Source organism: Nonomuraea sp. NPDC048881, assembly GCF_040649795.1.
In the GTDB taxonomy this organism is placed as follows: domain Bacteria; phylum Actinomycetota; class Actinomycetes; order Streptosporangiales; family Streptosporangiaceae; genus Nonomuraea.
This window is the reverse complement of sequence record NZ_JBEZGC010000011.1, coordinates 162,063-183,264: the sequence shown is the minus strand read 5'-3', so window position 1 is coordinate 183,264 and position 21,202 is coordinate 162,063. Positions and strand designations below refer to the sequence as shown.

General features: G+C 72.6%; 18 protein-coding genes. 7 read left to right on the top strand and 11 right to left on the bottom strand.

Annotation, left to right across the window (positions count from 1 at the left end; translation table 11 throughout):
- Positions 1-19: 19 nt before the first annotated feature.
- The 7 genes from AB0C33_RS34285 to AB0C33_RS34255 all read right to left on the bottom strand — a co-directional run bounded on the left by AB0C33_RS34285 (position 20) and on the right by AB0C33_RS34255 (position 6,140).
- Positions 20-868, bottom strand: a complete 849-nt coding sequence (locus AB0C33_RS34285; RefSeq protein ID WP_358294916.1) for a phosphotransferase — start codon at positions 866-868, stop codon at positions 20-22.
- Entirely contained in the window at positions 865-2,760 is a 1,896-nt protein-coding gene (locus tag AB0C33_RS34280; RefSeq protein ID WP_358294914.1) for an alpha/beta fold hydrolase, read from the bottom strand. Before AB0C33_RS34280 ends, AB0C33_RS34285 begins: the two co-directional genes overlap by 4 nt.
- Before the next feature lie 55 nt (positions 2,761-2,815).
- Positions 2,816-3,436 (bottom strand): TetR family transcriptional regulator, encoded by a 621-nt coding sequence (locus tag AB0C33_RS34275; protein ID WP_358294912.1) that lies wholly within the window; start codon positions 3,434-3,436, stop codon positions 2,816-2,818.
- 96 nt (positions 3,437-3,532) lie between these two features.
- Complete coding sequence (locus tag AB0C33_RS34270; protein WP_358294910.1) at positions 3,533-3,859, bottom strand: TraR/DksA C4-type zinc finger protein; 327 nt, start codon at positions 3,857-3,859, stop codon at positions 3,533-3,535.
- A 34-nt stretch (positions 3,860-3,893) separates the two neighbouring features.
- Positions 3,894-4,652, bottom strand: coding sequence for a rod shape-determining protein (locus AB0C33_RS34265; RefSeq protein WP_358294908.1), 759 nt, complete (start codon positions 4,650-4,652; stop codon positions 3,894-3,896).
- Positions 4,653-4,936: 284 nt separating this feature from the next.
- Positions 4,937-5,257: a hypothetical protein gene (locus AB0C33_RS34260; protein ID WP_352325705.1), complete on the bottom strand. Its 321-nt coding sequence runs from the start codon at positions 5,255-5,257 to the stop codon at positions 4,937-4,939.
- A 454-nt stretch (positions 5,258-5,711) separates the two neighbouring features.
- A complete protein-coding gene (locus AB0C33_RS34255; protein WP_358294905.1) occupies positions 5,712-6,140 on the bottom strand; it encodes a hypothetical protein in 429 nt (142 codons plus the stop codon).
- 360 nt (positions 6,141-6,500) lie between these two features.
- On the opposite strand from AB0C33_RS34255, the gene AB0C33_RS34250 reads away from it, so the two are divergent.
- The 3 genes from AB0C33_RS34250 (at position 6,501) to AB0C33_RS34240 (ending at position 9,639) form a co-directional block, all read left to right on the top strand.
- Entirely contained in the window at positions 6,501-7,031 is a 531-nt protein-coding gene (locus AB0C33_RS34250; RefSeq protein WP_358294903.1) for a GNAT family N-acetyltransferase, read from the top strand.
- A 451-nt stretch (positions 7,032-7,482) separates the two neighbouring features.
- Complete coding sequence (locus AB0C33_RS34245) at positions 7,483-7,908, top strand: carboxymuconolactone decarboxylase family protein (RefSeq protein ID WP_358294901.1); 426 nt, start codon at positions 7,483-7,485, stop codon at positions 7,906-7,908.
- Positions 7,909-8,025: 117 nt separating this feature from the next.
- Positions 8,026-9,639: a serine/threonine-protein kinase gene (locus AB0C33_RS34240; RefSeq protein ID WP_358294900.1), complete on the top strand. Its 1,614-nt coding sequence runs from the start codon at positions 8,026-8,028 to the stop codon at positions 9,637-9,639.
- A gap of 22 nt (positions 9,640-9,661) precedes the next feature.
- On the opposite strand, the gene AB0C33_RS34235 is transcribed toward AB0C33_RS34240, so the two are convergent.
- From AB0C33_RS34235 to AB0C33_RS34220, 4 genes are all read right to left on the bottom strand, one after another.
- The gene (locus tag AB0C33_RS34235) at positions 9,662-10,540 is read right to left on the bottom strand and encodes a hypothetical protein (RefSeq protein ID WP_358294898.1); all 879 of its coding nucleotides are present in this window, start codon (positions 10,538-10,540) and stop codon (positions 9,662-9,664) included.
- Positions 10,541-10,556: 16 nt separating this feature from the next.
- Positions 10,557-13,217 carry a hypothetical protein gene (locus tag AB0C33_RS34230; protein ID WP_358294896.1) on the bottom strand — a complete coding sequence of 887 codons (2,661 nt, stop codon included), beginning with the start codon at positions 13,215-13,217 and terminating at the stop codon, positions 10,557-10,559.
- 147 nt (positions 13,218-13,364) lie between these two features.
- The gene (locus tag AB0C33_RS34225; RefSeq protein WP_358294894.1) at positions 13,365-14,081 is read right to left on the bottom strand and encodes a hypothetical protein; all 717 of its coding nucleotides are present in this window, start codon (positions 14,079-14,081) and stop codon (positions 13,365-13,367) included.
- Between the two features lie 14 nt (positions 14,082-14,095).
- Positions 14,096-14,650 carry a papain-like cysteine protease family protein gene (locus AB0C33_RS34220; protein ID WP_358294892.1) on the bottom strand — a complete coding sequence of 185 codons (555 nt, stop codon included), beginning with the start codon at positions 14,648-14,650 and terminating at the stop codon, positions 14,096-14,098.
- Positions 14,651-14,811: 161 nt separating this feature from the next.
- Between AB0C33_RS34220 and AB0C33_RS34215 the strand changes: the two genes are divergently transcribed.
- The 4 genes from AB0C33_RS34215 (at position 14,812) to AB0C33_RS34200 (ending at position 21,186) form a co-directional block, all read left to right on the top strand.
- Positions 14,812-15,720, top strand: a complete 909-nt coding sequence (locus AB0C33_RS34215; protein ID WP_358294890.1) for a hypothetical protein — start codon at positions 14,812-14,814, stop codon at positions 15,718-15,720.
- A gap of 78 nt (positions 15,721-15,798) precedes the next feature.
- A complete protein-coding gene (locus AB0C33_RS34210) occupies positions 15,799-16,707 on the top strand; it encodes an NADP-dependent oxidoreductase (protein ID WP_358294888.1) in 909 nt (302 codons plus the stop codon).
- Between the two features lie 141 nt (positions 16,708-16,848).
- Positions 16,849-17,001 carry a hypothetical protein gene (locus AB0C33_RS34205; protein ID WP_358294886.1) on the top strand — a complete coding sequence of 51 codons (153 nt, stop codon included), beginning with the start codon at positions 16,849-16,851 and terminating at the stop codon, positions 16,999-17,001.
- Positions 17,002-17,232: 231 nt separating this feature from the next.
- Complete coding sequence (locus tag AB0C33_RS34200; RefSeq protein ID WP_358294884.1) at positions 17,233-21,186, top strand: metallophosphoesterase; 3,954 nt, start codon at positions 17,233-17,235, stop codon at positions 21,184-21,186.
- Positions 21,187-21,202 lie beyond the last annotated feature (16 nt).

The following is a 21,202-nucleotide window of genomic DNA, read 5'->3' as shown; positions in this document are numbered from 1 at the left end:
GCCTCCGGGGCAGGGGCGGTCAGGGGGCGGTGAGCGCGGCGTCGATCGCCGGGCCGTGGCGCTCCAGCCACGCCTCGCGCCGCTTGATCAGGTCGCCGACGCCCTCCTCCCACATCCGGGCCCAGCCGCCGCCCTGCTCCTCGGCGATCTGCCGCATCGAGAACCACGACCGCCGGGTACGCAGCACGGCCACCTCGACCAGGCGCGAACGGTCGACGCCGGACATCCCGTACGCGTCGGCGAGCAGGCGGCAGCGGCGCGGCACGTCCAGCCCGCGCAGGGGCGGGTCGGCGTCGGCCGGGTCGGCGAGCGGCGCCCAGTACAACATCGCGCTCATCAGCTCCTCGACCCGGGTGGCCGGCCTGGCGATGTCGAAGTCGATCAGCCCGGCCGCCACGCCGTCGCGGAACACGATGTTGTCCGGCGTGTAGTCCAGGTGCCCGACCAGCTCCGTCGGGTACGGCGGCGCGGGCGGCATGCCCGGCGGCTCGGTGAACCCGAAGTCCGCCCGCACGCCGTCGGGCGGGACGAACCCCGCCACCGCCTCGTGGTAGGCCCGGATCAGCCGGCCCACGGAGGCCAGCCGCTCCTCGTCGGCCAGCCACGCGGGCCGCGGCTGCCCGGCGACCTCACCGGGCACGAAGGTCAGCACCTCACGGCCGGCGGCGTCGATGCCGAGGAACCGCGGCGCGCCCGCGAACCCGGCCTCCTCCAGGTGCCCCAGCAGCGCGTGGACCAGCGGGGAGTTGGGCCCGACGGGGCGGCGTACGGTGTCGCCGACGCGTACGACGCCTTCGGTGACGTCGCCGCCGACGAGCGGGATCTCGGGTTGGGGCTCGGCGGGCTCGGTGTAGGTGACGGAGCTCATGATTCCCTGAGGTGGTGAGGAAGCGGGCCGGTCATGATTTCAGGCGTGGGCGGCGGAGGGCAATCGTCCACGACGGGCCGGAGGAGGACCTGGCGCACGATCTCCGCGACGGCGGCCGGGTGGGTGAGGTGCGGGTGGTGCCCGGCCCCCGGGATGACCGTCACAGGGAGGGGGCTGTCGGTCAGCGGGTCCAGCTCGCCGGCCACGAGGTGCACGGGGACGGGGCCGCCGAGCAGCCTGCGGAGGGCGGCGCGCTCGGCGGGGCGGTGCGCGGCGCGCAGCACGCGGGCGGTGCGCCGGGCGACCCCGGGACGGCGGAGCCCGGCCGCGGCGCTCGCGACCGCCCGCCGCGCGTCCTCGGGCGGGGACGCCGGGCCGAGGAGGGTGGACGCGAGCCGGTCGGGGTTCATCTTGCCGAGGGCAGGGGCCGCGAGCAGCAGCGTGAGCGCGGACGGCCGGCGCTGGAGGAAGTACGGCGACAGCAGGATCAGGGCGGCGATCCGGCCAGGATGGGCGGCGGCGTACCGGAGCGCCGGGGCGGCGGCGGCCGAGTGCGCGACGATCACCGGACGGGTGCGCACGGGCTCCAGCAACTCGGCCAGCCAGTCCGACGCCGCGCCCCCGGCCGGCGAGGAACGCCCCAGCCCCGGCAGATCGGCGACAAGCGCGGGAAACCGGTCCGCGGCGGTTTCGGGGCGGGCCGCGGACAGGGTGCTGTCGAGATCGTCGAGCACGCCGTGCCAGGAGTCGCCGTCGAGCGGAAGCCCGTGCAGCAGGACCAGCCGCGGCGACGTACGCTCACCCGCCACGTACGTACGCGACCCCGCCACGCTGTGGAAACCACCGGGACGTGCGGCCGGCGCGGCCCCGAAGCGGTCGGCGACCAGCCGGTCGGCCCAGCGGCGCAACGCGTCCTCCACGGGTGGCCGCCGGAGCCCCGCGGACGCGGCGACCCGGTCGGCCGAGCCCGTGTCGTACCGGTCCTCGGTCAGGAAGCCCAGCGTCTCGGGCTCGGCGCCGGTCAGCGCGGACGGCAGCCGGCGGATCACGCCCGCCGGCACGCGAAGGCGCGGCGCGGGTACGCCGAGGTGGTCCGCGAGCAGCCGGATCAGGTCGGGCAGGTCGGGCGTGGCGGGATCGAGCACCCAGTGCAGGCCGCCGGGCTCGGGGTCGTGCTCGGGCACGGCCGCCATGAACCGGGCGAAATGGTCCACCGTCACCACCGGGACGAACGTACGGGCGCCGCCCGGCAGCGCGGGCAGCCGCCCCGCCCACAGGTCGCGGACCAGCGAGGCCAGCCCGAGGTACTGGCCGGCCTCGCCGGTCAGCGAATGGCCGATGACGCTGCTCGGGTTCACCACGGTCAGCGGCACGCCGAGCCGCGCCGCGGCGACCCGTACGGCGGCGTCCCCCTCGGCCTTGGAGCCCTCGTACGCCCCTTTGTCCCGGTACAGGGCCGCCAGCTCGGCCTCGGGGAGCGGGTGGCGCGGCCGCGGGTCCAGCCCGACGCGGTAGCCCGACACGTGCACCAGCCGGCGCAGCGCGGGACGGGCGGCGGCCCAGTTCAGCACGTTGAGCGCGCCTTCGACGTTGACCGCCCTGGCCTCCTCGCGTCCCATGCCGAAGCGGTAGACGCCGGCGGCGTTGAACACGTCCCGCACGCCCCCCGCCCCTTCGACGGCCGCGCTCAGCCCCAGGCCGGGCCCGGCGGTGACGTCGCCCTCGACGACGGTGAGCCGCGTGCCGGGCACGCCGCGCTCGCGCAGCCAGCGGCCCAGCCCGTCGTCCGCGCGGCGGGCGACGGCCGTCACGGCGCGGCCCTGTTCCAGCAGGTGCAGGACCGTCCATCTGCCGATGAAGCCGGTCGCGCCGAACACCACGGCGTCTTCCATGACGATTCCTCTCTAGACCGATCTGCATATTCTGTGGGCACGAAAAACCGCCGGCTCAGGCCAGCAGCCTGACGACCTGGCGGCGGACCCGTTCGACCGGCAGCCGGGAACGACTGGCGCGGGCCAGCACCAGCGCGCCCTCGATCATCGCGAGCACGGTCGCCGCCAGCTCGTCGGCTGTGTCGTTGCCCGTGTCGTCGCCCGCGTCGTGCTTCTCTGTGTGCAGGACGTCGGCCGTGGCATGCCCGTCGGCGCGCAGGGCGTCGGCCAGCCTGCGTTGCCAGCCTTCGTAGATGCCGGCGCAGACGCGCCGCAGTTGCTCGTTGGAGGAGGCGACCTCCAGGGCCACGGTCGCCACCGGGCAGCCCTTGGCGTACCCGGCCGCCACCATCCTGTCGGCCAGCGCGTCGAGGACGGCCGGCACGAGGTCCCGGGCGGCCGGCAACGTGCCGGCCAGATCGTCGATCATGGCGTCGACCTCGCGCCCGGCGGCGGCGAGCGCCTCGCCCACCAGCTGGTCCTTGCCGCCGGGGAAGTGGTGGTAGAGCGACCCGCGAGGCGCGCCGGCCACCGCCAGCACCTCGTTGAGGCCGGTGCCGTGACTGCCCTGCGCCTCCACCAGCGCGCGGGCCGCCGCGATGATGCGCGCCCGCGTCTCGTCCCCCTTGACCGCCATGCGGCACACACTAGACCGGTCTGCATATTCCTGTCCACACGGCCGCCGGCGGTGGACCGGCCGCCCGACGTCGTGAGGGGCGGCCGGTCCCGGAGGTCAGGCGGCTTCGTGCTGGCGCTGGCAGTTGATGCAGAACCGGGCCAGCGGCCGGATCTTGAGCCGTTCGAACGGGATGCCCGCCTCGCAGTGCGCGCAGCGGCCGTACGAGCCGGCCGTCAGCCGGTCGCGGGCCTGGGTGAGCTCGGCGATGGCCCGGTCGGCGGTGGCGAGGGAGGCCAGCAGCTCCTGCCAGGTGTCGTCCGCGCCGTTGCCGTCCTGGGCCGCGGCCTGCAGGCCCAGCAGGTGGCGGCTGCGCCGCTCCAGCTGCTCGTCGATGTCCTGGCGCAGGGACTGGAGCTGCACGGTGCTGAGGTGGTCGGTCATGGTGGTTTCCTTTCCGCGCTGTGATTGCGGGGGTTCAGAGGGCGATGACGGGCGCCGCGGGGCGCAGGCACAGGCGCAGCAGGCCGCGGACGGTGGCGTGCTGCGGCTCCGGCGCGGCGTTGATCCGCGTGCGAAGGGCGGTGTGCAGGCGGTCCAGCAGCCGCGTCTGGAGCGCGCCCCCGCCGGTGACGGTCAGGCCGTTGTCGCGGACGGCCGGACGGAGGTGGGCCGGCTGGCGGCGCAGCAGGCCCGCGGTCATCTCCACGACGCCGTCCAGGGCGTCCGGCAGCAGGCCCGTGCTCGTCGTGGCGCTGAGCTGGAGCGCCGCCGCGTCGCTGACCGCGCCGCCGCTGACGACGACGGCCTCGACGATGCCCGCCCCCACGTCCAGCAGCAGGTACGGTCCCGGCCCCGCGACGTCCAGACCGGCGCCAGCGGCGGCGGCCAGCGGCGCCTCGACCAGCGTCACCTGGCAGCCGGCCGCCTCGGCGACGGCCGCGCGCACCGCCTGACGGTCGCTGCCCGTCGCGGCCCTCGGCACCGCGGCCATCACGTGCTCCAGCGGCCGGCCGCCGGCCAGCCAGGCGTCCTGCAGCACGAGATGCACCAGCCGCAGGCAGGCGCCCGGGTCGACGACCATGCCCCGGCGGATCGGGCGGACCGGGATCCCGGCCGCGCTCTCCGGCGACGGGACGACGACCGCCGAGGGACGGTCGGCGATGGCGAACCCGTCCAGGGACAGCGAACGGGTGCGTGAGGTGCCCAGGTCGAGCACCACGTGGGCGCGGTGCACCGCGGATGTTCGCGGTGAGTGTTGGTGGACTGATCCGGCGTCGGACATGACGATGATCGGCTCCTTGCTCTGACGCGGAGAACTCGTACGCGAAAGACGAGAGAAAAGGGCGCATCCCGCACGCGGGCACGCCACGACGGCGACCTCCGGCCGTACGGGAACGCGCGGAACCCGCGGGCGGCCGGGCAACGCGTGGACCCGGCCGTGCGAAGGCCGGGCGCGACGACCGGCCCCGCGGCGCGCTCGGCGGGCCGGGAGGCGGCGACTCGTGAAGAGGGAGGGAGCTAGATCAGCGGCGGGCTGCGCGAGCCCGCGGTGCGGTGCCCGACCTGCTGCGGGTCGCGGATCGCGGCCGCGTCGGAGCCGGGCGCCGGGAGCAGCGCGAGGTGGGCGGCCTCGGCGTGCCGCGCGCCGCGCAGCGGCGGCCACAACGACAGCACGTGGTGCTCACGGCCGCTGGACGCCTGGGGCGGCAGGCTGGGCATCCGGTCGCCGCTCTTGTCCGGGGTCCATTCGTGGCCGGCGGACAGGGGGCGCGGGGTCGTCTGGTCGTCGGCGTAGGAAGGGCCGGCGACCAGCAGGGACAGCAGAACCAGGCCCACCACGCAACACAGCGCGATGGGGCCTCGTGGCGCTCTGCACGGTCCCGTCATAAGGCCGACCATAGCCCAGCCGGTGAGAAAAGGCATTACCGTCCGGTTTCCCGTTCCGGCGGTATGGCGCGCGGTCGACGGGGAGGCGGGGCAGGGGCGTCCGGAGGGGCTTCCGGTGCTGGTGGGGGCGGGAGCGTGCGAGGCCGGGGCATGCAGAGACGGGGGCATGCAGAGACGGGGGCATGCAGAGGCGGGGATGTGCAGAGGCGGGGATGTGCGGGGCGAGGGCTGTGCGGGGCGGGGACAGCAGGGTGGGGCAGCAGGGCGGGGTTCGCCGGGACATGGGCGCGTGGCCGGTCGCCGGACCGGGAGCCGGTCTTCGTCCGGACGGCCGGTGTGCGCATGTCGCCGGGAACCCCGCCGTTCAGCGTGCTGGTGTGTCAGCGGGAACTTCGCCGCGGGTCATTTAGAACCCGTCGAAGTTCTCGCCCCACTCGCCCCAGTCGTCGTCCTCGTTGTGGTCGTCGTGGCCATGGTCCTCGCGGCCGTGGTCGTCGTCGTCGTGGCGGTCCGGCTTGTGGACGGACCGGCCGGGAAGGCCTTCCGGACCACGCGGGCCCTGGGGACCACGCGGGCCTACGCGGTGGTGGTGGTCATGGTCGTGGTCGTGGTGGTGACCGCCGCCCCACCAGCCGCCCCAGCGCGGGCCCCACCAGCGAGGACCGCAGTGACGCCAGCCGCAGCCGCCCCGGAGGACCGGCTTCTCATCGGCTGGGCTCTGATACGACGCCGTGCCGGCCGTGCTGGCCTGGGCGGCCGGCATCTGGCCGCCACCCAGCAGCAGGCACGCGCTCGTGGCGAGCACGGCCGCCGGCTTCTTCATCATTGATTTCATCGCGCTTTCCGTTCAGAAGTTTCCAGAACCGCCGCGGGACTTCTCGACTGCCGTCGGTCTCCGGCATGAGCAGTCTTACCCGCGCATTGAGTTCGGAGTTCTGACAAGACAGGCATGAGCTCCTAAAGCTTGACCAGATTTACCAGGCCCTTACAGCCGACTTGTCCAGTTTTATTGCGACAAAGAGCGGTGGTGTCGCTTTACTGTAACTCGATCATTCCCTAGCACTGTCGCCCCGAAAAAGCGGCGCTGCCGGGAACATGCGCTCCGGGCGGCCGGCGCCGCGGGGGCGGGGGTGCCGGTTTGACCGGACGTCCGCTATCGTCACTGTCGTACCACGACTAGACAGTGAGGTTGAGGGTGACGGAACGTACGGACGCACGGCTGGAACTGCTGACCGGCGAGCAGGCGCTCGCGCGCCGGGCGGAGTTGATCGACCTCTATCGCGAGGTGTTCAGCGGACCGCCGTGGAACGAGGGGGAGGGCGAGGTCGCCGAGTTCGGCGTCCGGTTCGCCGCCGACGCGGCCCGGCCCGGCTTCCGCGCGGTGCTGGCCGTCGATGACGCGGGTCCGTGCGGGTTCGGGACGGCCTGGCCGACCGCGACCCCGCTGCCGCGCACCCGCAGCTACGGCAAGGTGCTCGCGGCGCTCGGCCCGGACGGGGTGTCCCGGATGCTGGCCGGCGCGCTCCAGGTGGACGAGCTGGCGGTCGCTCCGCGCGCCCGCGGCCGGGGTCTGGCCGGGCGCATTCTGAACCTTCTGTGCGGCGAAAACCGAAGCTGGCTGCTGACCTCCGTGAACGCCCCCGACGCCATTCGCCTGTACGAGCGCCTGGGGTGGCGACGCGCGGGCGAGAACGAGGGAGTTGTAGTATTCATCAACCCCGAATAACCACGAACTTTCATGCAATCTCTAGACTAGTGCCGATATCCAGAACAAATCCCCACGAATATCAAATAAGCCAGACATCACCCCCAAGAAACCTCAGACAACTCCCCCAAACCAAAGACATAACCCCCCAAACACCCCCCGCGCCGCCCCCGCGCCACCCCCCCGCGCTGCTCTCACCGTGCCGCGCTGCGCCCCCGCGCTGCGCCCCCGCGCTGCGCCCCCGCGCTGCTCTCACCGTGCCGCGCTGCGCCCCCGCGCTGCGCCCCCGCGCTGCGCCCCCGCGCTGCGCCCCCGCGCTGCGCCCCCGCGCTGCGCCCCCGCGCTGCGCCTCATCGTGCTGCGCGCCCGCCCCTCGCTGCCCCCCGCCGTCGCGTCCGTCGGGGCGTGCCTCTCGCCGTCGCTGTGAGGGGGATTTGCGTTTGAGTGCGCTCGAAGTTCTACCGTTTCGGACATGACGAACATTGCTGAAGGATCCGACCGTGAACAGCGCTACGAGCATGGCCTGGAGGTGCTGCGGAAGGTCGACGGCGAGGCCGGGCAGCGGGTTGTGGACGCCCTTGCCGACATCTCGCCCGAACTGGCCCACCAGGTGGTCGCCTGGGCCTTCGGTGAGATCTACGACCGTCCCGGCCTGGCTCCCCGCGACCGCCAGTTGGTGACCCTGGGCGCGCTCACCGCGCTCGGCGGCTGCGAACCCCAGCTCGACGTGCACATCAACGCCGCCCTGAATGTCGGCCTGACGCCCGATGAGATCACGGAGTCCCTGTTGCACTCGGCCGTCTACTGCGGCATGCCACGTGCGCTCAACGCGACGTTCGTCGCCAAGAAGGTCTTCGCCGAACGCGGCCTGCTCCCCGTGCCGGACGGCACGGTCTGACCCCAGGCTCCCGCCCGCTCGATCCGGCCGTGGCAGGAGGCTGCCCGCTCGGTCCGGCCCGATCCGGCCGTGGTAGGGGCTGCCTCCCGAGCGCTCGGTCTGTAATGATCGACTGGGATGAGCGTGCAGGCGTTACAGGCGACGGACCCACCCGAGATCGGCGGCCACCGGCTGCTCGGGCGCCTCGGCGCGGGCGGCATGGGCGTGGTGTACCTGGCCAGAAGCCGCCGCCTGGGCCTGGTGGCCATCAAGGTCATCAAGCACGACCCGGCCGACCCCGAGGCCATGGAACGCTTCCGCCGCGAGGCGGCCACCCTGCGCGGTCTGCGCAGCCCGTACGTGGCGCCGCTGGTGGACGCCCGGGTGACGGCGCCGCCGTACTGGCTGGCGACGGCGTACGTGCGGGGGCCGACGCTGTTGCGGGCGGTGGCGGAACGGGGGCCGTTGCCGGCGGGGTTGTGCCGGCGGCTGCTCGCCGGGCTGGCCGCCGCCCTGGCCGACGTGCACCGGCACGGTGTGCAGCACCGTGACCTCAAGCCGCACAACGTCATCCTGTCGCCGCAGGGCCCGCGGCTGATCGACTTCGGCATCGCGCGGGCCCCCGGCCAGAGCACGATCACGACGTCGGGGGAGATCGTCGGCACCCCCGGCTACATCGCCCCCGAGGCCGTACGTCAGGAGCCGGTCACGGCGGCGGCGGACGTCTTCGCGCTGGCCGGCACGATCGCCTACGCCGCCACCGGCCGTCCGCCGTTCGGGCGCGGCGAGCCGATGGCGGTGCTCTACAGCAGCCTGAACGCCGACATCGACGTGGACGGCGTCGAGCCCGCGCTCGCCGAGCTGATCCGCTCGTGCGCCGCGCGCGACCCGGCGGAGCGGATCACGTCCGACCGCGCGGCGGCCCTCGCCGAAAGCGCCGCCGGCCCGTTGTCCTGGGCCTCGGACGCGGAGTACCAGGCGCTCATCGCCGAGACCGGCCCCACCGAGGGCGACCCGGTCAAGGGCGGCCCCGCAAAGGACGACCCAGCCGACGACGGTCCCACCGGGACGACCCAGCCCGCGCGGACGTCCTGGCCGGGCCGGGCGCTGGCGGCCGGAGCCGTCCTGCTGGCCCTGGGCGCGACGGCCGCCGTCCTGTTCCCCCGGCTCACCACGCCCACGACGGCCCCCACGACGGGCGGCCCGGTGGCCATCCGGGCGACCGCGGCGGACGATCCCGGGACCGTGGTGGTCACCCAGCCGCCGCCCGGCCCCGCCCCCACGGGCCCCGTCCGGTGGCAGGCCGTGCACGGCCCCCGGTGCGCGGCCGAGTGGTTCTACGCCGACCCCGCCTGGCGTCCCGTCACCGGCGGGTGGAAGGGCGACGGCTGCGCGGGCGCGGCGCTGGCGCTGCGCGTCGGCAACGAGCCGGCCCACTTCAACCAGGCGGTCAACTGGTACTTCGACACCCGCGGCGGCGCACGCTGCACGATCGACGTGCACGTCCCCGACGACCTCCGCTCGACCGGCCTGGCCTTCTACTACCTGGACGACAACAACACGAACCCGCCGCACCTCGGCCCGCCGGTGACCGTGGACCAGCGCGCCTTCCGGGGACGCTGGGCCCCGCTCGGCACCTGGCGGGTGCCCGCCCCGGGCCGGCTCACCGTCCTGGTCGGCAACCAGCCCGTCACGGCCGACGACACCCACGAGGTGACGGTCTCCGCCGCCCGCGCCCGTTGCCGCTGGTGACCCGGCGGCGCGGCCTGAGGGGTCAGCGCAGGGTTCTGCCCAGGGTGCCCTGCTCGGGGTAGGAGTACCGGACGCGCAGCACGAGCTTGGCCTTGCGCGGCTGGCTGCCGGCGTAGGCCAGCAGGCCCGAGAAGAAGTCGAGGCCGTCGGCGTTCACCCCGACCTCGACGCAGCCGTGGCTGTACCCCTTGTGCGAGTTGTGCAGGTAGAAGCCGCCACGGCCGTACATGTTCCCCTGGATCGGGGTGAGCCGGACGCGGAAGGTGCCCCAGTCGGGGAAGACCGGGCCGTTGCCGCCCACGGGCAGGAACTGGATGCCCTCCCCGGGGTTGGAGACGGCCTTGTCGCCCCGCTGGTTCGCCGCCTCGACGGAATTCTGCCGGGGGTCGACGTGGGTGAGGAACGTGTACAGGCCCTCCGGCAGCGGGCCGTGGTCCTTGCTGTTCTGCATGGCGCCGATCTGGTGTCCCACCAGGCCGGACGTGGCCGCGTACAGCAGCGTGCCGGAGCCCTGGAGGGAGGCGGGCATGGATCTGCGCCAGTACAGGAACTTGCCGGTGTAGACCAGGTCGGCCTGGTCGTCGGTGGCGTCGCGGACGTCGAGGTCGAACCGGCCGAGCGTGCGCAGGGCGCCCGTCCGGGGTACCTCAATGGCCTCGAACCGGCCCGATCCGGGCGTCCTGCCGGTCAGCGCGAACACCCGGTAGGAGCCCTGCGGGCCGTAGGAGGCGCGGGTCTCCTCCAGGAACACCAGGCCGGGGGTGTGGTGGAAGAGCACGGCGTGCACGTTGTCGTCGGGCTGCTCGCCCTTCCACATCATCGGCTGGGTCTCCTCGCCGACGGTGAGGGAGATCCGGGAGACCCGGTCGTTCTGGCTTCTCTGGAAGCAGAAGTACGTCATCGGGCCGTCCGCCGCCCTACGAGATCGTCGCGAGGTTGGACGTGAGCGCGATGTCGGTGCCGGACGACGGCGTGTACTCGTGCCACTCGGCGATGAGCGCCCCCTTCTCGCCCGGTTGCAGGATCGGCACGGGAGCCTGCGTGCCGCGGTGGGCGAAGCTCAGGCGCTCGACCGTGAGGTGGGTGGCGTCCGGGACGGCGACGACGAGCTGGGCCTCCTGGACGCGGCGGTCGTCCTCGGCGTCCAGCACGACCGGCAGCCCGACGACGAACGCCGAGCTGTTGCCGACCTTGATGTTCACCGGGTTCGGGCTCGGCGCCAGGTCCGACGAGGACGTGGTGAAGGCGGCGTCCTGGAGCCGGGCGGCCGCCCGTTCGGGGTTGGCGGGCGGGATGCCGGGATAGTTGCGGTCGTCGTAGGCCGCGATCTCCTGCGCGATCGTCAGGTACGGCGCCGGGATCGGCGCGCCGACCGCGCCCCCCTCGGCGAAGCGCATCCACTCCTCCTCCCAGCCCTTGCGCACGGTCAGGACGATCCGCGCGCTGCCGGCCCGCAGGAACGCCTGCCTGGTCGGGTCCGGGTGCCGCAACTGCCGGATGAACGGCCAGCTCGGCGGGACGTCCCAGAAGTAGGAGTAGAGGAACGTCACCACGTTCTCCCACTCGATCGCCTGGTTGATGAAACGCACCAGGTCCTCGTGCCGCCGCAGCAGCGTCCACTGCTCGGCGCTGAGCCCGAGGCTGGGCCCGTCGAAGCCGATGCCGTGCTGGAGGTCGACGTGCGCGGCCAGGAAGGCGGCCAGGACGTCGGCGGGCATGAAGTCGAAGTCGCTGCCGAGGACGAACCGCAGGACGCACTTCATGATCTCGTCGCTCTCCTCCCGCCGCAGCGTCAGGGTGTCGACGTTCGCCAGCTTGTCCTCGATGGCCGCGATGCGCGCGGCGATGTCCTCCTGCTCGGCGAAGTACCTGGTCTGGGCGGCGTTGTAGAGCGTGTTCCAGACGTCGGTGCGCCACTGCTCGACGGCCTCGTCCGTGAGGTCGAGCCGCACGCCGAGCCCGACGAACACCCGCTCGGAGTGGTGGAAGAAGAACGTGATCTTGTGGCGGCCGGTGAAGCCGCGCATGTAGGGCGTGGCGCCGTCGAAGGACATGATCCGGTGGTCGCGGATGATGAGCGCGTCCGACAGGTTGCGCCACGTCGGCTCCGAACGGGCCCCGATGACGTCGAAGTTCATCTTGTCGTCGGAGTCGTCCTTGCCGACCTGGGCGTCCAGCATGATCTCCCGGATGTGCGTGCCGCCGGGCACGTCGAACTCCAGGTCCAGGAACCACCAGTTCCCGTCGGTGTTGACGTGCGAGCTGACGGTCAGCGGCGTCGGCTCCTCGGGGTGCGGCCGGACGGTCACGCCGTGCCGGTCGGCCAGCCACTGGTACTTCGGGACGCCGGTCGGCGACGGGTGGCCGTCCTGGTCGACCGGCTCGGTGGTGATGTCGGCGTGCTTGACCGGGAACTCGAAGGGGCCCTGCTGCGAGCGCAGCAGTTCCAGCTCCGCGTACGCCCGCCGCATCGACGCCCCCGGCTCGGGGACCGCGATGTCGTACGTCAGGCGCAGCCCGTACCGGTAGAGCCGGACCCGCCACTTGCGCATCAGGCTGAAGTAGTCGATCCGGACGGGGTCGTTGCCGGTGTTCCTCAGCACCCGGGTCGAGGTCTCCTCCGACCCGGTCACGGTGGTGGTGGAGATGGTCACCTTGTGCTCGCGGCGGGAGCGCGAGGACGCCTTCTGCGTGGTGGCGCGGGCGTGCTTGATGCTCTCGGCGGCCGAGGCCGACTCCGAGCCCTGCGCGGTGAACCCGGTCGTGCTCGAACCGGAGATGATCGGGATGCCGCCCTGGACCGTCCCGGTGATGTTGAACTGGTTGGAGTGCTGGCTCTGCGACGCCGTCGACTGCGACAGGTCGGTGTTGTCGGTCACGCCCGTCTCGCTGACCTCCTCCAGCGAGTCGGTGACGATGGTGGTGAACTCCTTCGAGGTGACCGACCACTCCTTGTGCGTGACCGCGGTCACCTCGCCGGGCGCGAGCGGGATGGTCGAGACGAGCTCGCCGCGCTGGATCCCGACCGGCACCATCTCGATGCGTTCCAGGTTGAGCATGCCGATGGGCGGCGCCGCGGTGTTGACCGCCAGGCCGCGCAGGGCCACCGAGGCGGTGTTGAGTGCCTGCGCGGCCCGGCCGGCCGCCTCCCGGGCGCCCGCGCCCTCCGCCTCGCGCAGCCGTTCTGCGCGCAGCTCGACGAGCGTCGCGGCGAACAGCGCCAGCTCGGCGGCCGGCACCCGCGCCAGCGCGGCGGGATCGGGGCGCAGCGCCGCGACCGGCTGCTCCTCGAACCGCCTGAGCAGGTCGAACGCCTCGCCGGAGACGCCTTCCTGGGCGTTCCCGGCCCGGAGGCGGTCACGGACCGCGTCGGTGTCGCCGGGGGCCAGCGCGAGCTGCCGGACCGCCCCCAGCTTGACGATGCCGCCGCCCGCGCCGTCCTGTGGGTCGTCGTGCGCGCTGGGCACCCGCAGCGGAACGAGCGTGCCCTTCAGCACCTCCCGCGCCGAGTTGTCCAGCACCGGCGCGGCCGGCGGGGACGGCGGCCCGGCGGCCGCCGCGCTGTGGATGTCTGCCATGGTCGTCCCCCCTCGTGGATGAGCAGCTGTGCCGCCATGGTGCGGGCGGGCGGCGGGGGAGGGCATGAGTAGGGGCTACTCAGAAAAAGGCGGCCCGCGCCTCCGCCGAGATGGCCGTCGGAGGCGCGGGCCGTGCACCGGATCTTGTCAGGTGCGGCGCGCGCGCAGCAGGCGAATGGTGATCGCCGCGCCGAGCAGGACCACGGCGCCCACGACCCAGGGCAAGGGGGTGCTCCCCGGGCCGGGGACGCCGTAGCCGCCCGCGTAGCCGTCCCTGGCGTAGGAACTGCCGGGGAGCTTGGCGGCGTAGCGCTGTTGCGCCAGCCGCCGGTAGTCGGCCACGGGGACGCCCGCCCGGCCCACCGACTGCGCTGCCTCGTCGTTGAGCGGCACGACCGTGCCGTCGCGCAGGGCGTACCAGGCGTTGAGCTGCGGCTCGCGGAACACGGTGCCGGTCTGGCCCGCGTACCGCTGTTCGTCGCCGCCGCTGGCGATGTTGCTGACCACCCACGTCCCCCGGCGGTCGCGGGTGGTCCAGACGGAGGCGGTCTGCCCGTCCGGCGCGGTGGCGCCGGTGGCGAGGAAGGCGAAGCGGGCGATCTCCGCCGACCGTCCGGCCACGAAGTCGGGGTTGAGGTCGTTGACGGCGACCGTGGGGCCGTCGACCCGCGCCGCCACCGGCGCCAGGCTGGTCTTCCTGCCCTGGCCGGCGAAGAAGCGGCCGACCGTGTCGCCGGCGCCCGCGGCGGCGGCCCTGGCGGCGTCGACGTCGGCCGGGGTGGGCGCGCCGGGGTCGGCCAGCGCCGGGCTCGGGACCCACAGGAACAGCGCGGTCAGGGCCGCGACCGCTGCGAAGAGCTTCATGTCGATGGCCTCCTTCACGCGCCGATGTAGTCGAGTGAGTGGGTCCAGAAGAACGAGGAGTTCGAGACGTAGTAGTTGTAGGTGGACCAGTTGTAGCGGGTGCTGGACGGCCACGGGTTGCTCCAGTACACGTACGACGAGCTCTGGTCGTAGCCGTAGATGACCTCCATGTGGCCGCCGCCGCTGGTCCACTGGATGCGGGCCATGATCGGGCGGTCGGCGTCGATCTCCCGGACGATGGCGGCGTAGGTCAGGTAGTCGTAGACGTACACGCCGGGGTTGATGCCGATCTGGCGGAAGGCGGTCTGGTCGTTGCCGAGGGTGGCCTGGTTGTTCGGGCAGCTGGTGTTGACGCCGCGGTTGAAGGCCAGGTTGCAGAACTGGTTCTGGCTGTAGGAGTACCCGTAGTAGGCGGCGACGGAGTTGCCCGTCGCGGCCCAGCACCAGTTGGAGTACTGCTGCGACTGCTGGGTGAAGTTCAGCTTGTACCAGGTCGCGGCCTCGGCCGGGGGGCCGCTCGCGATCCAGGTGGCCGCCGCTAGGGCGAGGGCCACGGCCAGGCGGAACATAGGCGCTCCTTCTGCTGGGGGGTGCTGCGAAGGATGTTCGACCTGCGGAGATGGCCGTACAAGGGGGAGCGGATTTCCCTGACAGATCACTGTGGAAGGTGACATTTCATGACGTTCATGAAGTGATGACGAATCTGTGGAAATCTGTGAACATTCACAACGTGGCGGATGAGCTCCAGGCCGCGCTGCGCGCCGGCCCCTTTCACGTCGCCCTGCGGGCCGCGGTCGGAGCGCGGGGGCTGACCCTCGAACGGCTGCGCCACCGCCTGGCGCAGCGCGGCCTGCACGTCGGGGTGAGCACGCTGAGCTACTGGCAGCAGGGCCTGCGCCGGCCGGAGCGCGAGGAGTCGTTGCGGGCCGTGGGAGCCCTGGAGGAGATCCTCGACCTGCCGCCGCGCTCGCTGATCGGGCTGCTCGGGCCGCCGAAGCCGCGCGGCCGCGCGCCCGGGGTGGCGTACTCGACACTGTTCCGGCCCGCCCAGGTGGTCTCCGCCATGCTGGACGAGCTGGACGCGGTGGCCGACGACCGCCGCCTGCACATCGCCGTGATGTACGAGTCGCTGCGCATCGGCCCCGACCGCAGCCTCACCAGCCGCGAGACCACGCAGGTGGTGCAGGCCCACGAGGAGGGCGCCGACCGCTACATCATGATCTACCGCGGCGACGCCGGCTGCGACGTGGACCGGGTCACCGTCGCGGCCCTGGAGGACTGCCGCGTCGGCCGCGTTACCAGGGACGGCGAGACCGCCACGGTGGTCGCCGAGCTGCTGTTCGACCGGTCGCTGCGGGTCGGCGACACCCACGTGCTGCGGTACGAGATCGCCGACCTCAGCGGCGCCGAGTCCTGCTTCTACGAGCGCGGCTTCCGCTTCCCGGCCGGCCAGTACGTGCTGCGCGTCGCCTTCGACCCGGTCGAGCTGCCGGTGCGCATCCACCGCTTCGCCCGCCGCGGTCCGGGCGGCGGCGAGCTGACCGCCTCCGAGCTGACGCTGAACGCCCAGCACGCCGTCCACCTGATGGCCGCCGCCCTCCAGCCGGGCCTGGTCGGCATCCGGTGGGCCTGGCCCTGACCGGCGCGTCGCTGTCACACTCCGGGCCGCCGTCCCGTCCTGTCGCCGACAATGACGATGAGCGGAGAGGCGATGACCATGAGAGCGATACGCGTTCACCGGCCCGGCGGCGACCTGGTCCTGGAGGAGGTGCCCGTGCCGCGCCCGGCCACCGGCGACGTGGTGGTGCGCGTGCACGCGGCCGGTTTCGTCCCTGACGAGCTGGACTGGCCGGGCACCTGGACCGACCGGGCCGGACGGGACCGGGCGCCGTCCGTGCCCGCCCACGAGGTGGCCGGCGTGGTGTCCGAGGTCGCCTACGGCACCACCGGCCTGTCCGTGGGCGACCGCGTCTTCGGCCTGACCGACTGGCACCGCGACGGCGGCGCGGCGGAGTATGTGGCGGTCGAGGCGCGCGATTTGGCCCCGATCCCCGCGAACGTCACCTTCACCGAGGCGGCCGCGCTGCCCCTCGCCGGGCTGACCGCCTGGCAGGGCCTGTTCACGCACGGCGGCCTGGAGGCGGGCCGGAGGGTCGTGATCCACGGCGCGGGCGGCGGCACGGGCACGCTCGCCGTCCAGCTCGCCCGCCGGGCCGGCGCGCACGTCATCGCCACCGGACGGGGACGGGTCGCGGGCCTGGCGGTGGAGCTGGGGGCGCACGAGTTCGTCGACCTGGAGCGGCAGCCGTTCGAGGAGGCGGTCGAGCCGGTGGACCTGATCTTCGACACGATCGGCGGCGACCTGCTCGCCCGCTCGGCGGCCAAGGTGAGGCCGGGCGGCGCGCTGATCTCGATCACCGCGCCGCCGCCGGTCGTGCCGGAGGGCGGGCGGGCGGTGTTCTTCATCGTCGAGCCCGACCGCGCCCAGCTCGCCGAGCTGGCCGCGCGGGCCGGCGCGGGGCTGCTGCGCGCCCACGTCGGCGCGGTGTACCCGCTGGCCGAGACCGGTCGGGCGTTCCGTGACAAGCGCGGCGGCGTGCCGGGGAAGTCCGTGATCGAGATCTGACGACCGGCGGCACATGTATGGATATGTCGGCCTATTGAGGAAACCTTGACCGGCCTGCCGTATGACCGTCCGGACCACGGGCACGCGCAGTTACGGAGCCAAGCGACCCGCTGACTCCGCGTATCGAAGAAAGGAACCGTCATGGCGCAGAGCAAGGCCCGCAAGACGAAGACGGGCGACAAGGACAAGGACAAGAGCCGGAGCTCCTCGACCCAGAGCCGCACCGGCGCCGACAAGAAGTCCTCCGGCAACAAGCCCCAGGACGGCAAGAACCTCCCGGGGCACCAGAGCTGAGCCTGACCGGCACGACGGCGTGACACCCGGCCTTCGGGCCGCGGGTCACGCCGTCTCTCTTGTCGGGGTTGTTCCCGTCTGTGGGCAGATGACCAGAATGAGGAGACAGTTCCCCGCCCCTTCAGTCTCTCCATGCACAACGTTCACCCGTGCGCTCCAACGTGTCCGCTCGAAGGGCACGCCGCCTCATCGGCTGCCCCGTGAACGTCATGGAAGGACCCGATGCAGCCGATGGCAGCACGACAGTTATCAGGCGGTTCGAGGAGCAGGGGACGGCTCGCCGTCACCACCGCGCTCGCGGCGGTGCTGGTGGGCGGCTTCGTGACGGCGGCGCACGCCGACCCGGGTGAGCAGGGCCGCGGACGGCCGACCCCCACCCCCACGAGCACCCCCGCCCCACCCGCCCTCACCCCCGCCACCGGCTCCTACCTGGAGGGCACCGCGAAGGTCGCCGCCGTCCCGGTCACGGCCGGCGACAGCGTCACGAAGCTCGACCTCGACGGCAACCCCGTCACCGCAACCGCGACGGTGGGCGTCTCCAAGCTGGCCTTCGACGTCGGCTCGAACTCCACCGAGGCGCAGTACCACAGCTACGTGCAGGTCAACGGCGCGTACAAGGCCGAGATCGGCAACTTCGCCAACCAGCGGGCCACCATCGAGATCCCGAACGAGCACCTGGTCAAGGGCGAGAACACGGTCGAGATCGTGGTCGGCACGATCCAGTCGTCCTGCGGGCAGAACTACGACGACTTCGTGCTCTCGGACGTGGGCCTCGAACTGCTCGGCGAGGTGGCCGACGGCGAGGACAACCCGTACACGCTCAACTTCGGCGACGGCAACTGCGGCAGCAACAGCACGCTGCTCAAGCGCGCCACGCTCAGGTTCTTCACCCAGTCCGACCCGCGCGGCACGACCGGCCTCGCCGCCGACCTGGACACCACCGAGCTGGCCAACGGTGAGCACGTCCTCAGCGCCGCCACCGCGGCCGGCGCGACCGTCCGCAACACCGTGACGGTGAACAACGCCCCGGCCGGCGCGCCGCGGCTGCTGCCCACCGACGGCACCCTCGTGGCCGGCGTCAAGACGGTGAACGCCACCGTCCCGGCGGCCGGCGCGGGCGGCGTCGAGTCGCTGACCGTGGACGGCGGCAAGCCGGTCACCAGGGCCACGCTCGGCAACGGCGCCGCCATGCTCGCCTTCGACGTCGGCGCGGACTCGATCGACGACAAGTACGACGACTTCCTGCTGGTCAACGGCAAGCGCATCGACCTGGGCGGCACCTATGCGAGCCGGCGCGTGACCGTCGCGGTCCCGGCCAGGTTCCTGACGCCGGGCGAGAACACGATCAAGGTCGTCACCGGCGACTACAAGGACGCCTGCGGCGTCAACCGCGACGACTTCACGATCGCGAACCTCGCCCTGACCCTCGACGGCGCCACGGTGACCGGGACGGACGTCAAGCCCTCGTACGCGCTGGGCGACGGCGACTGCGGCAGCGACCAGGCCCTCCCGCGCGAGGCCGAGCTGCGCTACACGATCGAGGCCCCCGCCGTGCACGTCACCGAGACGCTCGGCGCGGGCCAGGCGACGCTCGGCTTCACCGTGGGCAGCAACTCGATCGAGGCCCGCTACCAGAACTTCGTGCTGGTCAACGGCCAGAAGGTGGTGCTCGACGGCGACTTCGTGAGCCGCCGGGTGGACCTGCCGATCCCGAACGAGTACCTCGTGCCCGGCTGGAACACGATCGACTTCGTGGCCGGCACGTACCCCACGTCGTGCGGCGCCAACCGGGACGACTTCGCGATCTCGAACATCGTCCTCACCCCGGCGCAGGGCACCGCGGCCGGTCAGATGATCAAGCCGTCCTACGGCATGGGCGACGGCAACTGCGGCGACACGGCGAACCCGCTGACCGAGATCGACCTGGAGTTCCTGGTGGACGCCCCGGCTCGCGGCCTGCGCGCCGACCTGGACACCACCGCGATCAAGGACGGCCGGCACACCCTGGCGGCCAGGTCCACCTCCGGCCAGACCGCCGAACGCGTCCTGATCACCGACAACTCCGCGCCGAAGGTCGCGCGGAGCGTCCCCGCCGCGGACGAGAAGATCACCGCGACGGTCGTCCTGGACGTCAAGCTCGAAGACGCCTCCGGCGTGGTGTCCGGGCCGGACGTCAAGCTCGACGGCCAGGCCGTGGAGCTGGGCGCCCGGATCGGCCCCGGGCTCAAGGCGGGCCGGCACACGCTGTCGGTCACCGGAGCCGACGGGCTCGGCAACACCGCGGCCCGGGAGATCGTCTTCGAGTCGGCCGGCATCCCGGACGCCCCCGCCGAGCTCACCCCCGCCTCCGGGACGGCCGACGTGACCGACCCCGTCACGCTGTCGGCCAAGGTCGGCGAGCCCGGCGGCGGCCCCGTGACGGCCACGTTCTCCGAGGCCAGGATTCTCACCCCGGACGAGGCGTACCAGGGCACGGCCACGACGCTGCCCACGACGCTCAAGGTGCCGGGCGAGCAGCGGATCAGGGCCGACGGGCTCGAACCCGGCGACGGCCGCACGCTCGACGCCCCCACCGGCCGCGACCTCGTCTACCAGCGCTTCGACGTCAAGGTGCAGGGCCACGTGGACGCGCCCGTGCTGCGCTGGGAGGGCGTCGTCGACCCCGAGCGGCTGGCCTCGCTGCGGGCCTGGAACACCGAGGCCAAGGCGTGGGACCTGCTGACCAGCGCCCGCGGCGGGGCCGACGGCAGGACCGTCCTGACCGCCGTCGTCGGCCCCGAGTACGTGGACCGGCAGCGGGTGCACGTCATGGTGACCGGCGAGGACCCGTTCGCCGACGACATCGACCCCGGCGCCCCGAACGGCTTCGCCGACCCCGCCACGTACGACTTCTCGATCGTGCACTTCACCGACACCCAGTACATCTCCGAGGGCGCGGTGGAGCAGGAGACCCCGCAGGAGCGCGCGGTGTGGGAGTCGGCCTACGCCGGCATCGTCAACTGGATCACCGCCAACAAGGACCAGCGCAAGATCTCCTACGTCGCCCACACCGGCGACATCATCGAGAACAACATCCGCAAGCCCGCCGACGAGGCCACGCAGCGCGAGGTCGTCGGCGAGTTCGAGGTGTCGTCGAAGCAGCAGCGCGTGCTCGACCAGGCGAACATCCCGAACGGCGTCATCGCCGGCAACCACGACAACCAGTCGGGCACCGAGGACGGCCCCGGAGCGATCTACAACAAGTACTACGGCCCGTCCCGCTACCAGGACGCCTCCCAGGGCTGGCGGCACGCGAAGTACGGCGGCCCGTGGAAGGAGGGCGACAACCAGAACCACTACGACCTGTTCTCCGCGGGCGGCCTGGACTTCGTGGTCGTCGGCCTGTCGTACGGCGTGACCAGGGAGGAGGCCGAGTGGGCCGACTCGGTCTTCAAGAAGTTCCCGGACCGCAACGGCATCCTGCTCTCCCACGACTACCTCGTGCCGAGCGCCAACCCCGACGGCCGCGGCGCCGCCTTCTCCGCCCCCGACGGCTCGATGCTCTACAAGACGGTGGTGGAGAAGAACCCGAACGTCTTCCTCATCCTGGCCGGTCACGAGCACGGCGTGGGCACCAACGTGAAGCCGAAGGTCGGCCAGGTCGGCAACGGCGTGGTCGAGCTGCTGGCCGACTACCAGTTCTACACGGTCTCGGCCGATCGGCTCGGGCTCACCGAGATCGGCGGTTACAAGCCGGAGGACCAGCTCCAGTTCGGGGCCAGCTACTTCCGGCTGCTGCAGTTCGACGTCAAGCGGGCCGAGCTGAGCGTGGACACCTACTCGCCGCTGCTCGGCGACTTCGGCGCCGGCGAGTTCGACCCGCTGCGCCGCTACGACGGGCGCGAGGACAACATGGTCCTGCCCGTCGACCTCACCACCCGGACGACGAGCTTCAGGACCGACTCCCTGGCGCTCTACAAGCCGACGAAGATCATCGGCAGGAGCACCGCGGCCTCCGGCCAGGTCGCCTCGGTGACGTGGCAGCACCTCAAGGACGACACGGCCTACGCCTGGTTCGTCACGGCCCGTTCCGCGGGCGGCGGCGTCACCGCGTCCGAGCCCAGCGTCTTCGTCACCAAGGACGAGCACGGCCGTCCCGGCAAGTGGGACAAGGACTCGCCCATGTACCGCTGGTTCACCCGCTGATCCGCCCCCCTCGCCG